Genomic DNA, 16,217 nt, shown 5'->3' on the forward strand with positions numbered 1-16,217 from the left:
TAAGCCCTAAACATCTACAATGCAAAAGACAGCTTCTCGCTCAGGACTTTCTAAACTCTTCACCAATCTGACCTTTTGGGTTTTGACGGCCATCACAATTGGCATCTTATTAGGGCATTTTCGACCCGATTTGGCGTTGATGAAAGTATTGGATGAACCCATCAAAGGCAAATTCTTAGGTCAAGAACTTGAAATTGGGGCCACTTTTAGCGAAATGCTGGGCAAAACGTTCATTAGTGTTGTCAAACTTTTTATCAACCCTATCATTTTCCTGACCATTACATTGGGAATTATTTCGATGGGTGATTTAAAGAAAGTAGGAAAAGTGGGAGCCAAAGCGTTGTTGTACTTTGAGGTCGTAACTACCGTAGCGCTGATAATTGGGATAATCGTAGCCAATGTCATCCGTCCAGGCGATGGTGTGGTGACGGATAGCATCAAAGGAGGCGATATTTCTAAATATACCAAAAGTGCTGGTGCGTTCAGTTGGTGGAAGTTTTTTATGGATAATTCTACGCTCCAAGTCTTGGCCGTGGCGATTGTGCTTGGGGCGGTGCTAAGTAACTATTCGGGTCGGCAAAAGGTAATTGACTTCCTAACGCCTATTTCCAAAGTAATTTTTAAAGCGCTGCATCGGGTTATGATGCTTGCGCCGATTGGAGCATTTGGTGGAATGGCGTTTACGATTGGGAAATACGGAATCCAAACGTTGCTGCCGTTAGCGAAACTAATGGTGACGGTTTATACTACCATGGGAATCTTTGTGTGCGTGGTGCTGTGGTACATCCTTCGGACGGCGAAGGTCGATTTGTTTAAATTTTTGCGTTACATCCGCGAGGAGCTTTTGATTGTACTGGGTACTTCGTCGTCGGAGGCGGCTTTGCCTTCTTTGATGGAAAAACTTGAAAAAATGGGCTGCTCGAAGTCGGTGGTGGGTTTGGTCGTACCTGCGGGTTATTCATTTAACCTCGACGGAACGACGATTTATCTTTCGATGGCCGTTATTTTCTTGGCACAAGTGTTTAACGTGCACTTAGATTTGACCCAAATGCTGACTATTATCGGTATTTTGATGGTGACGTCCAAAGGAGCGGCGGGTGTGACGGGCAGCGGCTTTATCGTACTGGCATCAACGCTAACGGCGCTCAAGGCCATCCCCGTAGAAGGGTTAGCATTGTTGCTGGGCGTTGACCGTTTTATGTCCGAAGCGCGGGCCATTACCAACTTCATCGGAAACGCCGTGGCGACGGTGTGGTTAGCCAACCACGAAAAAGAATTTGACCGTCAGAAAATGAATTACGCGTTTGGGCACGTCGAACAGTTTGAAGACATCAAAACTGATAATCTTGATTAAGCTTCCCGAATCATAATAGTATGCGGAATCCCGTCTTCGAGGTAGTCTTCACCCGTTGACTTAAAACCAAACGACTCATAAAACGCTAGAAGGTACTGCTGGGCGCCAATCTTGATGGGTTGGTGCCCAAATAATTTTTCACACTGCTCAATAGAATAGGTCATCAACTGCTTTCCTGCACCCTGCCCGCGTACTTTGTCGGAAGTCGCCACGCGCCCAATCGACGTAAAACCTTCGAAAGATAGATTCAAGTCAAATAAACGAGTGTAAGCCACCAAGGTGCCTTCTGCATCGTAACCAAGGCAGTGCCAAGCGTAAAAGTCCTTTCCGTCGGCATCGTGAAAGGGACAGTTTTGCTCCACAATAAATACATCAATGCGAAGTGCAAGCAAGTCGTACAATTGGCGTAAACTGAGTTGGTCGAAGGAAAGGCACTGAAACGTGATGGCGGCCATAATTTTCGGGAGGTTTGTTATCTTTGACAAAGGACAATGATTTGGCAAAATTGGAACAATTTCTAAATTTTCACACACATAATTCGTCAGAACTTCCCGCTGAACGAAGTATTTTAAACATTCTCGGGCAAGATATGGCTGCGTACGGCTTTGACCCAGACCGTTGGGTATCGTTCGGCATTCATCCTTGGTATGTCGATGTCGAAACATGGCAAACCCAGTTGGTAGAATTGGAACGACGGGTTACCCAAGCTGAAGTAAAAATGGTAGGAGAATGCGGCCTTGATCGTTTGATTCCACTTTCGTTAGAAATACAGCTCAAGGTGTTTGAAGCACAAGTACAAGTGGCCGAACGTGTTCAAAAGCCTGTAGTAATTCACTGCGTACGGGCTTTCAATGAACTGTTGCAATGGCATAAACACCGCCGAACGCAAGTGCCTTTGATTATTCATGGGTTTAATAACCAACCGCAAATAGCGCAACAGCTTCTACAGAAAGGATTTTATTTATCGTTGGGAACGGCATTGCTCCGAAACGACTCCAACGCCACAAAAGTACTCCGCGAGATGCCGCTTGAGCGACTTTTTCTCGAAAACGATGACCGTGACATACCCATTGAGGAGGTTTATCAAGCAGCTTCGGTACATTTGCAGTGTACCACAGGACACCTACAAAACCAAATTTGGACTAACTTTGCAGCATTGTGTTCGTAGCCGTAGTCTAGCGAGTGATTTTATTTATTTACGATATTGTTTCAAATGGCAGATTTAGGATGGCTTTCGCGTACGCGCCTCATGGTGGGCGACGAAGGATTAGATAAACTTCAACAAGCTCACGTTTTAGTCGTAGGGCTAGGTGGTGTGGGTTCTTTTGCCGCCGAATTTATTGCGCGTTCTGGTGTAGGAACGATGACCATTGTGGATGGAGACGTGGTTGACCCCTCCAACCGTAACCGACAACTCCCCGCGTTGGCCACTACGCACGGGCAATCGAAGGCCGAATTGATGGCGGAACGTTTGTTGGCCATTAACCCCGAATTGAAATTGACGGTCATTAAAGAGTTTTTGACCCCTCAAAAAGTACGCGATATTCTTGGTGCAGCGTCTTACGACTACGTCATGGATTGCATCGACAGTATTACCCCAAAATTGACCCTTTTAGTAACGTCGCGCGAGTATAACTATCCGCTGGTAAGTTCGATGGGAGCGGGGGGGAAATACGACCCCACTCAGTTGAAAGTAGCTGATTTGTTTGATACGTACGAGTGTTTTTTAGCCCATTATGTTCGCAAACGCCTCAAAAAATACGGGATTACGTCAGGAATTAAGGCGGTGTTTTCGACCGAAAAAGTGCAAAAAGATTCGTTGATGTTGACAGATGGAAACAATTTCAAACGCTCGGCCTACGGTACCATTTCGTATTTGCCCGCTACTTTTGGAAGCGTCTGTGCCTCTGTTGTTATTCGAGAATTGCTGGGACAAAAAGTGCCATTGCACAAGAACCCTCTGAAAGAGATAAAGAAAAAACAACAGCAAAAAAAGGCGAAAAAAGCGCAAAACAAGTAACTTTGATGAATGACTAGCCCACAACAAGCTATTACTTACTGTTGATATTAGCAGTAAAATGGCCAATAAGCCTTACTTTGCATGAGCTTTACCCTACATCTTGACCACGACGCTAAAACCCCTAAATACAAGCAAATTGTAAAATCGGTGATTAGCTCGATTGAACGTGGTGTTTTAAAACAGGACGACCAACTTCCTTCCATCAACGAACTTAGTGAAGAGTACTATTTAGCGCGCGACACCGTCGAAAAAGCCTATAAAGAACTCAAAGCACTAGGGGTGATTGACTCCGTACGTGGGAAAGGCTTTTATATTTTGAACGAAAAGCCAAAGCAAATGCGGGTGTTGTTGGTGATGAACAAACTTAGCGCCTACAAAAAAGCCGTGTATGAGGCTTTTGTGAGTACTTTGGGCGATCGTGCGGCAGTGACATTGCACATACATCACGGCAACGTACGGGTGTTCGACGACATTATGAAGGAGAGCATCGGGCATTACCACTATTACGTAATCATGCCGCACTTTTATGACGAGGCAGACCGCGTGTCGGTATTGTCGATGCTCAAAAAGATTGACCCCAAAGAGCTCATTTTACTCGACCGCGAGTTCTCTGATTTTTCGGGAGAATATGCCAGCGTTTACCAAGATTTTACGGACGATATTTACGGTGCTTTGCAGTCGGGAATAGACCTGCTGAGTAAATACGAGGAAATTGTACTCGTGTTTCCGCAGGATGTAAAATATCCCCCAGAAATTGTACGCGGTTTCCGCAATTTTTGTGCGCACTACCACAAACAAGGACGAATTATCGGCAAGGCGTCCGACGATGAAGTTCTCAAAGGCCACGCTTACATTGTGTTGGAAGATTCTGATTTGGCCGAATTAGTAAAAAAGACCAGACTACAAAGCCTGGTCTTGGGTGAAGAGGTAGGAATAGTATCTTTTAATGATACGCCCCTGAAAGAGGTTTTGGCCAATGGAATCACCGTTATTTCGACAAACCACAGCCAAATGGGGCGTACAGCGGCAGAGTTGATTCTAAAAGGAAAGGTGATGAACCTCAAAAACCCTTTTGGCCTGATTCGCCGCGGCTCCCTTTAAAACGCCACTTATTGCTTTATACCAACCCTTTTAACAAATCGGGAAGTAACCCGAAGAAAAGGGTAATGATGGTTGTCACAATCAACACCAAACGGTAGAATTGTGGCACTTTGATGGCATTTCCTTCGCCTTCGCGCATGTAAGCGGCAATGACAGCTTTGAAGTAATAGTAAATACCCACGGCTGACATCAAAACGGCCACAATCAAAATCCACGTCAAGCCGCGCTCTACTACGCTTGAGAATACAAAGAATTTACCCCAGAACCCAGCCGTAAGTGGGATTCCAGCGAGTGAAAGCATCGACACCGTTAGGACGAAAGCCAATAGCGGGTTTTTCTTGCCCAAACCGTTGAAAACGTTGAAGTTTTCGCTCACTTCGTTTGAACGTACGCCCGTTTCTTTTCCAACAATCATCAACACGCCAAAAGCACTGATAGTAGCCAATGAATACGCCAATGAGTAGAAGACAATCGCATCCTGAGACTGCGAGCTAAGAGCGGTAAGGCTCAAAAGCAAGTAACCCGCGTGCGAGATACTTGAGTAAGCCATCATACGCTTGAAGCTATTTTGATAAACAGCGGTAATGTTTCCTGCCAAAAGCGTTAGCACAGTGATGCCCGCCAGGGTTGACCACCAGAAGGTATAAGCCCCCGAAAACGAGCCCGAAAGAAGGCGGTAAATGGCCGCAAAACCTGCTGTTTTTACAATCGTTGACATAAAGGCTGTAAATACCGTTGGCGCTCCGTCATAGACGTCGGGAGTCCAGAAATGAAAAGGAGCGGCCGATACTTTGAAAAGCATACCAATCAACAACATCAACAAACCTACGTACATCATTACCGACGGACTAGGGTTTGTCAATACGTATGATTTGAGGGCTGTCAGGTTGAATGAACCCGTGGCACCGTACAACAACGCCATTCCAAAAAGCATGATACCTGTGGCAAATGATCCCATCAAAAGGTACTTGAGGGCGGCTTCGTTGGAGCGTAAATTGCGTTTGTCGCTTCCCGTCAGGACGTACATAGAAACCGAAAGGATTTCGACGCCCACAAAGAGCATGAGCAGGTTTTCGTACCCAATCATAATGATGGCTCCTACCAACGAAAACAACATAATAGCGTAGTATTCGGCGGGTTGGGCAGCTTCATCGTCGATGAAACCACGCGTAAGCGCCGAAATCAACAAAGCCGAAATCAACACAATTCCTGAAAAAGCCATGGTGAGCTTGTTTTCAAACAGCATCCCTTTGAAATACAATGACGGCGCATCGTTCCAGTTAGCGAAGTTGGCGATTAAGGTAAGAACCAATACCAAAAGAGTGGCAGGCAATAGTAAGTTTTTTGATTTTTGAAAACCCAAAAACAATACCAAAAGGCCAAGTATGGAAAGAAGTATGATTGGAAGCATTTTATTTAATTTTTCAATTTGAAACTGAAACGGCGGCGAACCGCTTAAAAATAATTCTCAAATTAATAATGAATCATTTGTAAAAGGTTACTTACTGCGGGTTCGGTCAATTTCAAAAATGAATTAGGATAAAGACCCATCCAGAAAACCATAATCACTAATGGTACTAATACTGCCCGCTCGCTGAACGACAAATCGGCAAAATGCTCAGTAAACGTTGATTTGCCTCCAAACATTGACTTTTGGAACAAACGTAACATATAAACTGCTCCTAAAATGATGGTAGTACCAGCAATGGCTCCCAACCAAATGTTGGACTCATATACCCCGCGAAGCAACAAAAACTCACCCACAAATCCGTTGGTCAACGGAAGGGCAACGCTTCCTAACATGAGAATCATAAAATAGACCGTCAAGTGAGGCGTGCGCTGAGTAATACCTCCGAGCTGTTCGATGTTACGCGTTTTGGTACGAGAAAAAATAATTTCGATGATGAAAAACAAACCAACCACGTTGATTCCGTGGGCCAACATCTGAATCAATGCGCCCTGTACACCACTAAGGGTTTGTGAAAACACCCCCGCTGACATCAAGCCTACGTGCGCAAACGACGAATACGCAATCAGACGTTTCATGTCGCGCTGCTGAATGGCGATAATAGAACCGTAAACGATGCCAATGACCGATAAGATAATAGCCGTAGTTCCCCACGTTTGCAAACCCAATGGAACGATGGGCAACACGAAGCGAATCACGCCATACACCCCCATTTTAAGCATAATCCCAGCCAAAAGCATGGTAGCAGGTGTAGGAGACTCCGTGTATGTGTCGGGCTGCCAGGTGTGGAACGGAAAGACGGGCATCTTAATGGCAAAAGCAATAAAGAACGCCCAGAAAATCCAGCCTTGTTTTTGGGCATCAAGGGCTAATTTATAGAATGCCGAAATTTCTGAAGTATGGCCTTGTGCCGAGCTCGTTTGGTAGTACAAATACACCAAAGCCACCAACATAAACAAACTTCCGAAAATAGTATAGACAAAAAATTTGAAGGTTACTTTAATACGGTCTTCGCCGCCCCAAACTGCCGCTAAGAAATACACTGGAATAAGTGCCGCTTCAAAGAATAAGTAAAACAAGAACGCGTCTGTTGCCGTAAATACCCCCATCAGTGCCGATTGCATGAAAAGGATAAGTGCATAAAACGTAGAAGCATTTTTGTAAGGCTGACGGAAGGTCGAAAGAACAATGAGCGGGGTCAAGAAGGCCGTAAGCATCACCAGCAAAATGCTAATGCCGTCGATTCCTCCTGCAAACGAAATCCCTGCTGATTGAATCCAAGGATAGCTAAAACCGAACTGCTGGGCAGCCGTAGGTTGGAACTGAGAGTAAATTACCACTGCCAAAACCAGCTCAATGGCTGCTCCAATCAGCGCCAACTGCTTTGCGCTGTTGTTTTTGGTAATCAACGTAATCACCCCTGCAATCAACGGAATGAGTATAAGTGAAAGAGTAAGCATATTAAAATGTCGATTTCAGAATGTTAAAAGAGTTCAGTTTCTATTAAAACCTTCACTTTACTTTATTAAGAAATTCCAAGCCAATACAAGGACGATACCAATCACCATTGCAAAAACATAGAAGCCCGTTTCGCCCGTTTGCAACAAACGAAGACGACCGCCTAGAAACTGTACCAAACGACCTGAGCCGTTGACGATGACATCAATCAAGAACTCACCGAAGCTGTAAAGAATATCTGAAAGTTTGCTGATGGGCTTCACAAACACCGAGTCGTACAATTCGTCGATGTAGTATTTGTTTTGAAGTACTTTGGGGAAGCCCGTCACGTCTTTATCGGCTGCAGGAACCACGGCTTTGCTGATAAATAAGCTGTATGCAAACCCAATCGCTAATACCGCTGCCCCTACCGACACACCCATCAAGATGTATTCGGTTGAGTGCTCCAAGTGGCCTTCAAAAAGGGCGGGATTTACTTGTTTTGAACCCTCAAACAAAGGAGCCATAAAATGACCCAATGCTTCGCCGCCGCCCAATACGTGTGGTATGTTCATCAAACCTCCCACGGCCGACAGAACTGCCAACACCATCAACGGAATGGTCATCGTAGCAGGTGACTCGTGCAAATGGTGCTCTTGCTCGTGCGTACCACGGAATTTACCAAAGAACGTCACAAACAACAAACGGAACATGTAGAAGGCAGTCATCATCGCGCCTACAATTCCCAATGCCCACATGATTTTATTGTGCTCAAATACGTGCGCTAAGATTTCGTCTTTTGAGAAAAACCCTGAAAGAGGGAAAATACCCGCAATGGCAAAGGTCGCAATCGTAAATGTCCAGAAAGTGACGGGCAAATGCTTACGCAACCCACCCATGTTGCGAATATCTTGTTCGTCGGACATGGCGTGAATCACACTACCAGCACCTAAGAATAACAACGCTTTAAAGAATGCGTGGGTCATAACGTGAAACATCGCGGAGGTGTAAGCACCTACGCCCAATGCCAAGAACATGTATCCTAGCTGGCTGACGGTAGAGTAAGCCAATACTTTTTTGATGTCGTTTTGGTACAAACCAATTGATGCAGCCACAAGGGCAGTCAACAAACCAATTCCGCCAACAAAGCCGAGGGTAGCAGGTGCCAACGAATAGAGCACGTTGGAACGAATCACCATGTAAATACCCGCCGTCACCATGGTCGCTGCGTGGATAAGGGCCGAAACAGGCGTTGGACCCGCCATCGCGTCAGGAAGCCACGTATAAAGAGGAATTTGGGCTGATTTTCCCATCGCCCCCACAAACAACAAGGCAGTGATGGTCACAATCACGGTATCATTGATGCCAAAACTACCGTTGGCTGCTTTTCCAAACACTTCGAGGTACTCCACTGAGCCGAAATGCTGGATAATCATAAAAATACCCAACAAAAAGCCCAAGTCCCCGATACGGTTCATAATGAAGGCTTTGCGGGCAGCATTGTTGTAGTTGGTTACTTTGTTCCAAAAACCAATGAGCAGATACGAACAAAGACCTACGCCTTCCCATCCAATAAACATGATGACGTAGTTGGAACCCATCACCAAGAGCAACATGAAAAACAAAAAGAGGTTCAGAAAAGCAAAAAACTTCCCAAAGCCCTCGTCGTGGTGCATGTAGCCAATCGAATAAATATGAATCAACGAACCTACGCCCGTTACAACCAACAGCATCAAAAGCGACAGCTGGTCAATTTGGAACGAGAATGGAATCGTAAGTTGTCCAATAGAAATCCAATCAAAAAGCTTTACCACTTGAGGTTGACCGTCGAAGCTATTCCATGCCAAAATGGAAATAATGAAAGCTCCCAAGGTAGCGGCCGAACCAATGACCCCGACTAGGCTTTTGGGAACGTGCCGAAAACCTACGCCATTGATGACAAAACCAATCAACGGCAACAAGGGTATAAGAATAAGTAAGGATGGAGACATATATTTTTGAAACGTTAGTGGTCAATTGTTAACTGTTTAGAAGCGATGGCTGTTCAACGATTAACAATTAACGGATAACAAATAACAGCTTTTAATTACCATTTCAATTTATTCAAGAAACCGATGTCGATGGTTCGGGTATTGCGATAGATCATCACAATAATCGCCAAGCCTACGGCCACTTCAGCAGCGGCAACCGCCATGATAAAAAACACAAAAACCTGCCCCACGGGGTCAGATTTATAGGTTGAAAAGGCGATAAGTAAGAGGTTAACGGCGTTGAGCATCAGTTCGACGCTCATAAAAATGATCAGCGCGTTGCGACGGGTCAGCACCCCCAGAATGCCTATCACGAACAGTGTTGTAGCCAACAACACGTAGTTTTGGAGAGGGATAGACTGTATTACGCCAGGAATCGACGGTGTAGCTTGTGGAAACATATAGTAGTTAGGTCGAAAAGATGTCTGTTGGTGAAATAAGTCCCAAAAACGGGGGCAAATTTACTGAATAATCGTAGTTGCCCAAATTAGAAGTCTAAAAACTGTACGTATTGGGAAAAGTCACTGAGGTTTTTTTGTCATGGGTAGCTTCTAAATTAGGTTGGCAAGCGCCAGATAAGCGCCTTTTAGTAGTATAACAAGACAAAGGCAAAGTTGTTGGAATGTATCGTGTATAGTGTAAATTACACAAAAACGCCACTTCTGTAGAAGTCTCCGATAGCGTGAGTGTCCCCCGATGGCGCGAGCGTCCCCGCTCGTGTTACTTATTAGCAGGCTTCTAGCCTACCATTTTTCCCACGAAGGCTTGAAGCCTAGGAATAGTTAGCACGAGCGGGGACGCTCGCGCTATCGGGGTGGTCTTGGCAACAATTCAAATAGCACTCTTCGAAATCAGTTTTTGAATAAAAAGCTTCTTCCAAATAGAACTTATAACGTAGATGGCTTTAAATTTACAACTGATAATTTTATTAAGGATGGTGTTTCAAATCCAAGAGTCAATTTGGTTGAGATTGATAACTTAGAATTAGGTCCAACACCTGTTAGGAGGGATGGAACAGAACAGGCTCGTACAAAAACTGTAAAAGATGGAAATTTAGGTAGTCCCCCTGATGATGGTGGACACAATGTGGGTGCGCAATTCAACGGACCAGTTGAACAAATAAATTATGACCCTCAAAATCAGAACATTAACCGTAGTCCATCATCAACAAATGGTGATAGAGGCGGAGAATGGTATCAAATGGAAAAGGAATGGGCTGATATTTTAAAAGGTACTCTTACTGAATTACGAGGAAAACCAGTTACCCCGCCAATTACTAACATAAAAATCAATAAATTTTTCGATGATGTGGCTCATCCATTGAGAGCATCAAAATATGAAGTAACATTTAAGATTAATGGAGAAACTTTTTCTAACACAATTTTTAACCCCTTCTAAGGTATGAATAATCAAGAAAAAATAATTAAAGAATTAGCTTATTATTTTTCCAAAACATTACCAGAGGGAGAATGGGATTTTTTTGAATTTGGTAATGTCATTGATAATCCCCAACCTCAGATATTTTATTTTGATAAAGTATCTGGGCAGGGTGGATCTTATTACAGTTTAAATCCCAAAGAGAACTCTAAATTCCTTCAAGATGAACTTAGAAAAAAAATCAACATAAGTGATGTGTATGAAATTATTTATACAAATAATGCCCCAATAGGCTCTGGTGGCGATGAAGTTTGGAACACTTTCAGATTTAAATTATTCAAAGATGGTAGTTATGAAGGAAAATTTTTCTGGGACGATACAAGACTCCTAAAGATCATGGAAAATAATATAAAAACATTCCCTGACCGTGTCATTCAAGAATTGCAATTTGATATTTGGAATGATGAAAACTGGGAAACAGCAGAAGTTATCTTAACTGTATTTGACGAAAAAATTAGTTGCATTATTAATTATTTTTCTAATGAAAAATTTATAAATTCAAAAGATCTGCCTCTTAATGAAAATCTATATGATTATGCAAAATATGTTTTTAGTGAAAGTAATTATGGTATATTAAAGGACAAATTTCAACCTTGGAATAAATTTATAATTTCAGTTTTCCATGACAATTATTATTTCAAAAATGAATATGTAAAATATGAAGTAGTGTAAACACCAACCCTACAAACCCTCGAAAAAGACGGAAGTATTGGCTCACGCAATGTGTGGGGGAAAACATCTAAAAAAGTAGCTGAAATAGCTAAAATTTGGCTCAATGGCAAGGTCATCAAAAGCACCTTAGATATGAGTTTGTTACCAATACGGGCAAAATAACTGCTGAGGCTATCCGCAAAGGCACGCTCTTGTTTAGCCTTGCCTTACAAAGCTTTATTGCCGTAGACAGTGCCTTTGTGGTGAAGGAACCTACCCAAATAGAAGGTTTGATGCTTGAAGGCGTAGGCACACTGGGCATAGCTACCGCACCGAGTAACGGCTGGTGTGTAAAAGGGCTTGATTTGTTGGGACATATGAAGTTTAAGGCTTGGATTGCCAAACTGAGTATTCCGAATGTGTTAATTGGACGGTTCACGACTGCTGGTTGTCTTATTTTACGGTAGGCAAAGGGCGACATACTCTCTGTGGAGCACATTTATTGCGAGAATTGCAAGCCCTCATTGACCAAGGACGCCAGTGGGCTAAAGACATGCACGAGTACTTATTGGAAGCTTATCGAGCCACTCGGCAAGGCCCAATTCCTACTGACCAACAGGCGCATTGGAAAAGTCGCTACCAACAAATTTGCCAACAAGCCGACCAAGAAGAACATCCCCCTATCTACTTTATCAAATCGAATGGTCGCTTGGGTAGAGCCAAAAAGACGACAGGACGTAACTTATTACAGCGCTTGATTCTTCATCAAGAGGCCGTGCTTGCATTTGCTCGCACCGGCGACCCGGTTTGAGTCAGGCGTACCCTTCACAAATAACCAAGCCGAGCGCGACTTGAGAGCCGCCAAGGTAAAACAGAAAATTAGTAACTGCTTCCGTAGTATCGGTGGGGCGACTGCCTACGCACGTATCGCTGGCTTCATTTCTACAATCCGAAAAATGAATCGGAATATCATTCAAAATATCGAATCTGTCCTACAAGGCTCTTTTCAATGGGCTACCTAAACAGTTACCAAGATTAAAGAAATAAACTCAGTATCTTCATTTAAGATTTCTAATGGTAAGCTTTTTTTAGATTCTCAAAAGCATATAAAAATCATTGATAATGATTCAGTTACTTCGATAGCTATTGAAGATAACTTCCAATTACGAGAGGTAAAAGATAGTTTTTGTATATTTTCAGATAATAATGAACCAAATGTAATGGTTTATTTGAATTTTCAAGAGGTTGTTAGATTGCAGAATACCAGTTTTTTGTCTTATTGTCATAAGAATATTTTATTGTATGATAGGGAAATGAAAGCAACCCTCTTTTATGATTCTGATACAAATAGTAAAGTAGGGCGTATTGGAGAAAGATTAGGAAATAAAATACATTGTTTTAGGAATATTGTAATTGCTAATTCCATTTTTGACAATACCACACTAACCTGTTACTCTAAAGAAACCTACGGCCACCTCTGGCACTACACTTTACCTGCTGGGGAGTATTCACAAGGTTCAAATTACTCACCTGTGGTGAGCAAAGAAGTAACCAATATTTTAGGCGTTTATGCTGGTATCGTGTGGATTGTGAGCGATATGGGCCATCTGATAGGTTTAGAAACTGAAACGGGCGATTGCAAGTATCATTTGAAAACCCCAATCAACCAGCCTGCCGAGTGGGGAAATTGGGAGGTATTTACCCCTGCCAAAAAATCGTATTTTGATGCAGAAAAAGGCACTATCTTTGGCTTAGACCATGTTCATTATTGGGAATGTGATTTGAATAATCCAACCGAGAGCTATCTGCATTTTGATATTTCAGGGACGAGTAAAGAGAAGAATATTATTCCTGATTTTAAAGGTAATTGGGTTGGTGATGAAATCTTCTTTGGTCAAAATTCATTCGCCCAAGATGCTACCTATGTAGGTATTTTCAATTGTAAAACTCGTCAAATCACCTGGACAAGTCGAGAATTGGGCGAGGAGGGAGTTTTTAAAGGAATCAGTAAGGTTGAGTATCAAGACAACAGGCTTTATGTCTTAGACCGAGCCAGTACGCTACACATTTTTGAAGACAGCCCCGCATAGTGGGGGCTTTTTGCCCCGCTTGGCAAAAGAAAAGTAATAAGCGGGCAGAGCGGCGTTGTGGATTTCTCCTGTCGTCGAAATGACAGAAGTGTTTGTTATTTGGGAAAACGCTTCCTTATTTTTTCTCTAATGATTTGTAAATCAGTTACTTTTAACAAAAGACAGATGCCAATAAAAATGAGAATGGCTACGCCCGCAAGGCTGGTGCCAATAAAAAAGCTGGCCAGTTTATTGTAATGGCTAATTTCTTGCCAATATCCTTTGGCCAACCAACCTACGCCAACACTCACTAAAAAAGCAAAGGTGATTTTGAGGACTTCAGGGAGTTCGTAAAAACCAAAATAGGCTTTCTTTTTTACCCATACCGTAAGCAGCGGAACGAGCGCCATAAAGGTACTGTGGGTAAACAAATGAATCAGAACGCCCGTAAAACCAAAGGTCTGGATGATGAAATAACTAAACAAGGCCGAAAAAACGTGAACCACGCTCCAAAAGTAATACTGCAACTCAGGATTGGTGACTGAAACGGCCAATTTGCGGTAAATCATGTAGGGCCCCGTGCAAATCATGGCGGCAAAAAATACGCATAAAAGCTGATAAACACGCGCTACGTCAGAAGCGTTGAATTTAACGCCTCCCCAAAGCGTCCAAATCAGGTATTGCCCCCCTGTGATAAAAGGAATCAGGACTAAAAAGCCAATAAAAAAAGAAAAGTTGAGATTTTTGGAGACGAAGGCTTTGATCAACTGCCCGTTGTTTTGGTGAAGCAGACGATTAATTTCGTTGAAAAAAACGGTGCTAACGGGGATTAAAAAGACGTTGGCCACTTTGCCGTAAATCAATTCAGCGTACCGAAACAGTGCGTATGTGCCCGATGGCAAAAGCGAAAGGGCAGCGTTGAAGATAAACGTATATACCTGTACGCCCCCCATGTAGGTAGAGGTTGCCATGAGGGTACTGGACAGCTCTCGGAGGGGAAAATGAGGATTACGAAAAAGCCAAGTGTGGCGGTAACGAATGTGCCGTAGATAATAAACAACGGTACCAAATTGTGCTAGCACACTAATAAAAAGCGCCGCGACCAAGCTCCAAATATTGCCGTCGCGTCCCCAAATACAAAGAATAAGGACATGAACCAACTGAGAAATGGTACTGGTAAACTCGGTTTTTCCGTAAATATTTTCGGCATTGAGCATTCCTTGGAAAATATTGGTGGCAATCTGAATTGGGAGCAAAAAACCCGTAAAACAGAAAATTTGCCACACTTGCTCTTTGGTGGTGAGCTTAAAGCCTGGAACGAGTAAATTGACTACATCGGTACCACTGGCGATGAATAAAAGGACCAGAACAAAGGCGATACCTACGATATAATTGGCCAAGGTTGCTACGATTGACATCGCTGCTTGGGTACTCACTTCGGATTTGATGCGGTGGTAACGTGCCACGACTACTTCTACCAGCTGCCCAGCGTTGACAAAGCGAGAAACGGTGGTGCCCAATACCGAAGCGGCAAAAAAAGCCTCTACTTCCGCCGACGTCCCAAAAAAATACACCATGAGGGTGGAATTAACCACATTCAGGATGACATTGATGGTGTTGAGACTCAGTAAAGTAGCTATGTTGCGATAGTCTAAATTCATTTGAAGGTTCGTAGTATTTTTTTGCCAAGCTGTTTCACAAAAAAGCCCATACGGTGGGAAATGTTATACAAATGCGGATAATCAGTTTTTCGATTGACAGAATACTGACTATCTATTACATCGGTGCGAAGCGTGGCTAAGTGATTTCGTACGTAGCGCGGAGAGTTGGTTTCGTTTAGGACAACTTTTTCCATCCATAAGTCATGGTGTAAATCCAGCTTCTTCTTTCTAAATGTTGAAATAGGGATGTGGTTACAACGCATACTTTGGACAATCTCTTCGTCGGTCATGCCGCCGTGCGGAAATGTTCGAAACTTTCGTAGAATGTTTTCTCGATTATAGCAATACGAATACTCAAACACGAGCGTTCGGTCCCATTCAGGCACGGCTCCGATATAATCAGAACGAAGCAGTCCCATGCCCATGTCGCCCGTGGCTTGGGCGAGGCGTTGTACCGTAACGAGCGGAGTGGCGCGTACTGCATTCCAAAGGTTGTCGTAGTCGTACCAAAATCGGCGGCGGGGGAGTTGCAAAAGACCGTTTTGGGCAGAGGATAGCTTGCTTTCTAAAAAAGAAAAATTGTCGGGAAAAGAATCAAAATCAATCGCTTCGTCGGCATCTGAGAGAAGCACCCACGTATCGGGTTCGTGGCTATATTTGTCAACAATATACTGCTGCGCAAGTGAGCGCTGACGACGCTCCGAATCCATGCCTTGGGTGTCGATGTCTTTGCGGTTATAATCAATGGGAGGATGCTGTAACGAGGCAGAAATCAGGTGAATGCGGTCGCGAAACGGAGTGAAACGCTCGTCGGAGTCAAGTACTTGTTGGGCAAAAACACCCTTGTGTTCTCCCTGAAAGGTATATTCATTTTCAACGATGACCCACTCGGTAATAAAACGCCCGCCCAAAATAAATTTGATAAGGAGGGCTTCTTTCTCATGAGGTTCACTAAATAAAAAAGTATCAATAATTTTTTTCATAAGTCA

At 43.4% G+C, this 16,217-nt stretch carries 17 protein-coding genes; 10 read left to right on the forward strand and 7 right to left on the reverse strand.

Annotation, left to right across the window (positions count from 1 at the left end; all coding sequences use genetic code 11):
• The first annotated feature begins 19 nt into the window (after nt 1-19).
• Nucleotides 20-1,354, forward strand: a complete 1,335-nt coding sequence (locus tag AC23P2_RS19060) for a cation:dicarboxylate symporter family transporter (RefSeq protein WP_487774669.1) — start codon at nt 20-22, stop codon at nt 1,352-1,354.
• Here AC23P2_RS19060 and AC23P2_RS19065 read toward each other — a convergent pair.
• On the reverse strand, nt 1,351-1,809 hold the full coding sequence (locus AC23P2_RS19065; RefSeq protein ID WP_487774670.1) for a GNAT family N-acetyltransferase: 459 nt from the start codon (nt 1,807-1,809) through the stop codon (nt 1,351-1,353). The genes AC23P2_RS19060 and AC23P2_RS19065 overlap by 4 nt on opposite strands.
• A 134-nt stretch (nt 1,810-1,943) precedes the next feature.
• On the opposite strand from AC23P2_RS19065, the gene AC23P2_RS19070 reads away from it, so the two are divergent.
• From AC23P2_RS19070 to AC23P2_RS19080, 3 genes are all read left to right on the forward strand, one after another.
• Nucleotides 1,944-2,522 (forward strand): TatD family hydrolase, encoded by a 579-nt coding sequence (locus tag AC23P2_RS19070; RefSeq protein WP_487774671.1) that lies wholly within the window; start codon nt 1,944-1,946, stop codon nt 2,520-2,522.
• Nucleotides 2,523-2,567: 45 nt separating this feature from the next.
• Complete coding sequence (locus tag AC23P2_RS19075; RefSeq protein WP_122932746.1) at nt 2,568-3,374, forward strand: tRNA threonylcarbamoyladenosine dehydratase; 807 nt, start codon at nt 2,568-2,570, stop codon at nt 3,372-3,374.
• A gap of 81 nt (nt 3,375-3,455) precedes the next feature.
• The gene (locus AC23P2_RS19080; protein WP_487774672.1) at nt 3,456-4,475 is read left to right on the forward strand and encodes a GntR family transcriptional regulator; all 1,020 of its coding nucleotides are present in this window, start codon (nt 3,456-3,458) and stop codon (nt 4,473-4,475) included.
• Between the two features lie 16 nt (nt 4,476-4,491).
• Here the strand turns inward: AC23P2_RS19080 and AC23P2_RS19085 are convergent, their stop codons facing one another.
• From AC23P2_RS19085 to nuoK, 4 genes are all read right to left on the reverse strand, one after another.
• Entirely contained in the window at nt 4,492-5,886 is a 1,395-nt protein-coding gene (locus AC23P2_RS19085) for an NADH-quinone oxidoreductase subunit N (protein ID WP_487774673.1), read from the reverse strand.
• A 62-nt stretch (nt 5,887-5,948) separates the two neighbouring features.
• Nucleotides 5,949-7,403, reverse strand: a complete 1,455-nt coding sequence (locus tag AC23P2_RS19090; protein WP_487774674.1) for a complex I subunit 4 family protein — start codon at nt 7,401-7,403, stop codon at nt 5,949-5,951.
• 57 nt (nt 7,404-7,460) lie between these two features.
• Complete coding sequence (nuoL, locus tag AC23P2_RS19095; RefSeq protein ID WP_487774675.1) at nt 7,461-9,371, reverse strand: NADH-quinone oxidoreductase subunit L; 1,911 nt, start codon at nt 9,369-9,371, stop codon at nt 7,461-7,463.
• 95 nt (nt 9,372-9,466) lie between these two features.
• Nucleotides 9,467-9,811 (reverse strand): NADH-quinone oxidoreductase subunit NuoK, encoded by a 345-nt coding sequence (nuoK, locus tag AC23P2_RS19100; protein ID WP_028523691.1) that lies wholly within the window; start codon nt 9,809-9,811, stop codon nt 9,467-9,469.
• 457 nt (nt 9,812-10,268) lie between these two features.
• Between nuoK and AC23P2_RS19105 the strand changes: the two genes are divergently transcribed.
• The 6 genes from AC23P2_RS19105 (at nt 10,269) to AC23P2_RS19130 (ending at nt 13,588) form a co-directional block, all read left to right on the forward strand.
• On the forward strand, nt 10,269-10,808 hold the full coding sequence (locus AC23P2_RS19105) for a DNA/RNA non-specific endonuclease (protein ID WP_487774676.1): 540 nt from the start codon (nt 10,269-10,271) through the stop codon (nt 10,806-10,808).
• Nucleotides 10,809-10,811: 3 nt separating this feature from the next.
• The gene (locus AC23P2_RS19110) at nt 10,812-11,519 is read left to right on the forward strand and encodes a hypothetical protein (RefSeq protein WP_487774677.1); all 708 of its coding nucleotides are present in this window, start codon (nt 10,812-10,814) and stop codon (nt 11,517-11,519) included.
• A gap of 95 nt (nt 11,520-11,614) precedes the next feature.
• The gene (locus AC23P2_RS19115) at nt 11,615-11,965 is read left to right on the forward strand and encodes a hypothetical protein (RefSeq protein ID WP_487774678.1); all 351 of its coding nucleotides are present in this window, start codon (nt 11,615-11,617) and stop codon (nt 11,963-11,965) included.
• On the forward strand, nt 11,947-12,309 hold the full coding sequence (locus AC23P2_RS19120) for an IS66 family transposase (RefSeq protein ID WP_487774679.1): 363 nt from the start codon (nt 11,947-11,949) through the stop codon (nt 12,307-12,309). The genes AC23P2_RS19115 and AC23P2_RS19120 overlap by 19 nt, the downstream gene beginning before the upstream one ends.
• The gene (locus AC23P2_RS19125) at nt 12,284-12,520 is read left to right on the forward strand and encodes an IS66 family transposase (RefSeq protein WP_487774680.1); all 237 of its coding nucleotides are present in this window, start codon (nt 12,284-12,286) and stop codon (nt 12,518-12,520) included. Before AC23P2_RS19120 ends, AC23P2_RS19125 begins: the two co-directional genes overlap by 26 nt.
• 198 nt (nt 12,521-12,718) lie before the next feature.
• Nucleotides 12,719-13,588 (forward strand): hypothetical protein, encoded by an 870-nt coding sequence (locus AC23P2_RS19130; RefSeq protein ID WP_487774681.1) that lies wholly within the window; start codon nt 12,719-12,721, stop codon nt 13,586-13,588.
• A 95-nt stretch (nt 13,589-13,683) separates the two neighbouring features.
• Here AC23P2_RS19130 and murJ read toward each other — a convergent pair whose 3' ends face one another.
• Together murJ and AC23P2_RS19140 are read right to left on the reverse strand one after the other, a co-directional pair.
• A complete protein-coding gene (gene murJ / locus AC23P2_RS19135) occupies nt 13,684-15,228 on the reverse strand; it encodes a murein biosynthesis integral membrane protein MurJ (RefSeq protein WP_487774682.1) in 1,545 nt (514 codons plus the stop codon).
• A complete protein-coding gene (locus tag AC23P2_RS19140; RefSeq protein ID WP_487774683.1) occupies nt 15,225-16,211 on the reverse strand; it encodes a hypothetical protein in 987 nt (328 codons plus the stop codon). The genes murJ and AC23P2_RS19140 overlap by 4 nt, the downstream gene beginning before the upstream one ends.
• Nucleotides 16,212-16,217: the final 6 nt, after the last annotated feature.

The sequence above is a fragment of the Runella sp. R0.1_18 genome (genome assembly GCF_057652155.1).

Bases quoted from the DNA above. Each gene is read 5' to 3' on its own strand.
- AC23P2_RS19065 (WP_487774670.1), bottom strand. From the start codon at position 1,809: ATGGCCGCCATCACGTTTCAGTGCCTTTCCTTCGACCAACTCAGTTTA.
- AC23P2_RS19075 (WP_122932746.1), top strand. From the start codon at position 2,568: ATGGCAGATTTAGGATGGCTTTCGCGTACGCGCCTCATGGTGGGCGAC.
- AC23P2_RS19140 (WP_487774683.1), bottom strand. From the start codon at position 16,211: ATGAAAAAAATTATTGATACTTTTTTATTTAGTGAACCTCATGAGAAA.
- murJ (WP_487774682.1), bottom strand. From the start codon at position 15,228: ATGAATTTAGACTATCGCAACATAGCTACTTTACTGAGTCTCAACACC.
- nuoL (WP_487774675.1), bottom strand. From the start codon at position 9,371: ATGTCTCCATCCTTACTTATTCTTATACCCTTGTTGCCGTTGATTGGT.
- AC23P2_RS19070 (WP_487774671.1), top strand. From the start codon at position 1,944: ATGGCTGCGTACGGCTTTGACCCAGACCGTTGGGTATCGTTCGGCATT.
- AC23P2_RS19110 (WP_487774677.1), top strand. From the start codon at position 10,812: ATGAATAATCAAGAAAAAATAATTAAAGAATTAGCTTATTATTTTTCC.
- nuoK (WP_028523691.1), bottom strand. From the start codon at position 9,811: ATGTTTCCACAAGCTACACCGTCGATTCCTGGCGTAATACAGTCTATC.
- AC23P2_RS19060 (WP_487774669.1), top strand. From the start codon at position 20: ATGCAAAAGACAGCTTCTCGCTCAGGACTTTCTAAACTCTTCACCAAT.
- AC23P2_RS19130 (WP_487774681.1), top strand. From the start codon at position 12,719: ATGGTTTATTTGAATTTTCAAGAGGTTGTTAGATTGCAGAATACCAGT.
- AC23P2_RS19090 (WP_487774674.1), bottom strand. From the start codon at position 7,403: ATGCTTACTCTTTCACTTATACTCATTCCGTTGATTGCAGGGGTGATT.
- AC23P2_RS19080 (WP_487774672.1), top strand. From the start codon at position 3,456: ATGAGCTTTACCCTACATCTTGACCACGACGCTAAAACCCCTAAATAC.
- AC23P2_RS19085 (WP_487774673.1), bottom strand. From the start codon at position 5,886: ATGCTTCCAATCATACTTCTTTCCATACTTGGCCTTTTGGTATTGTTT.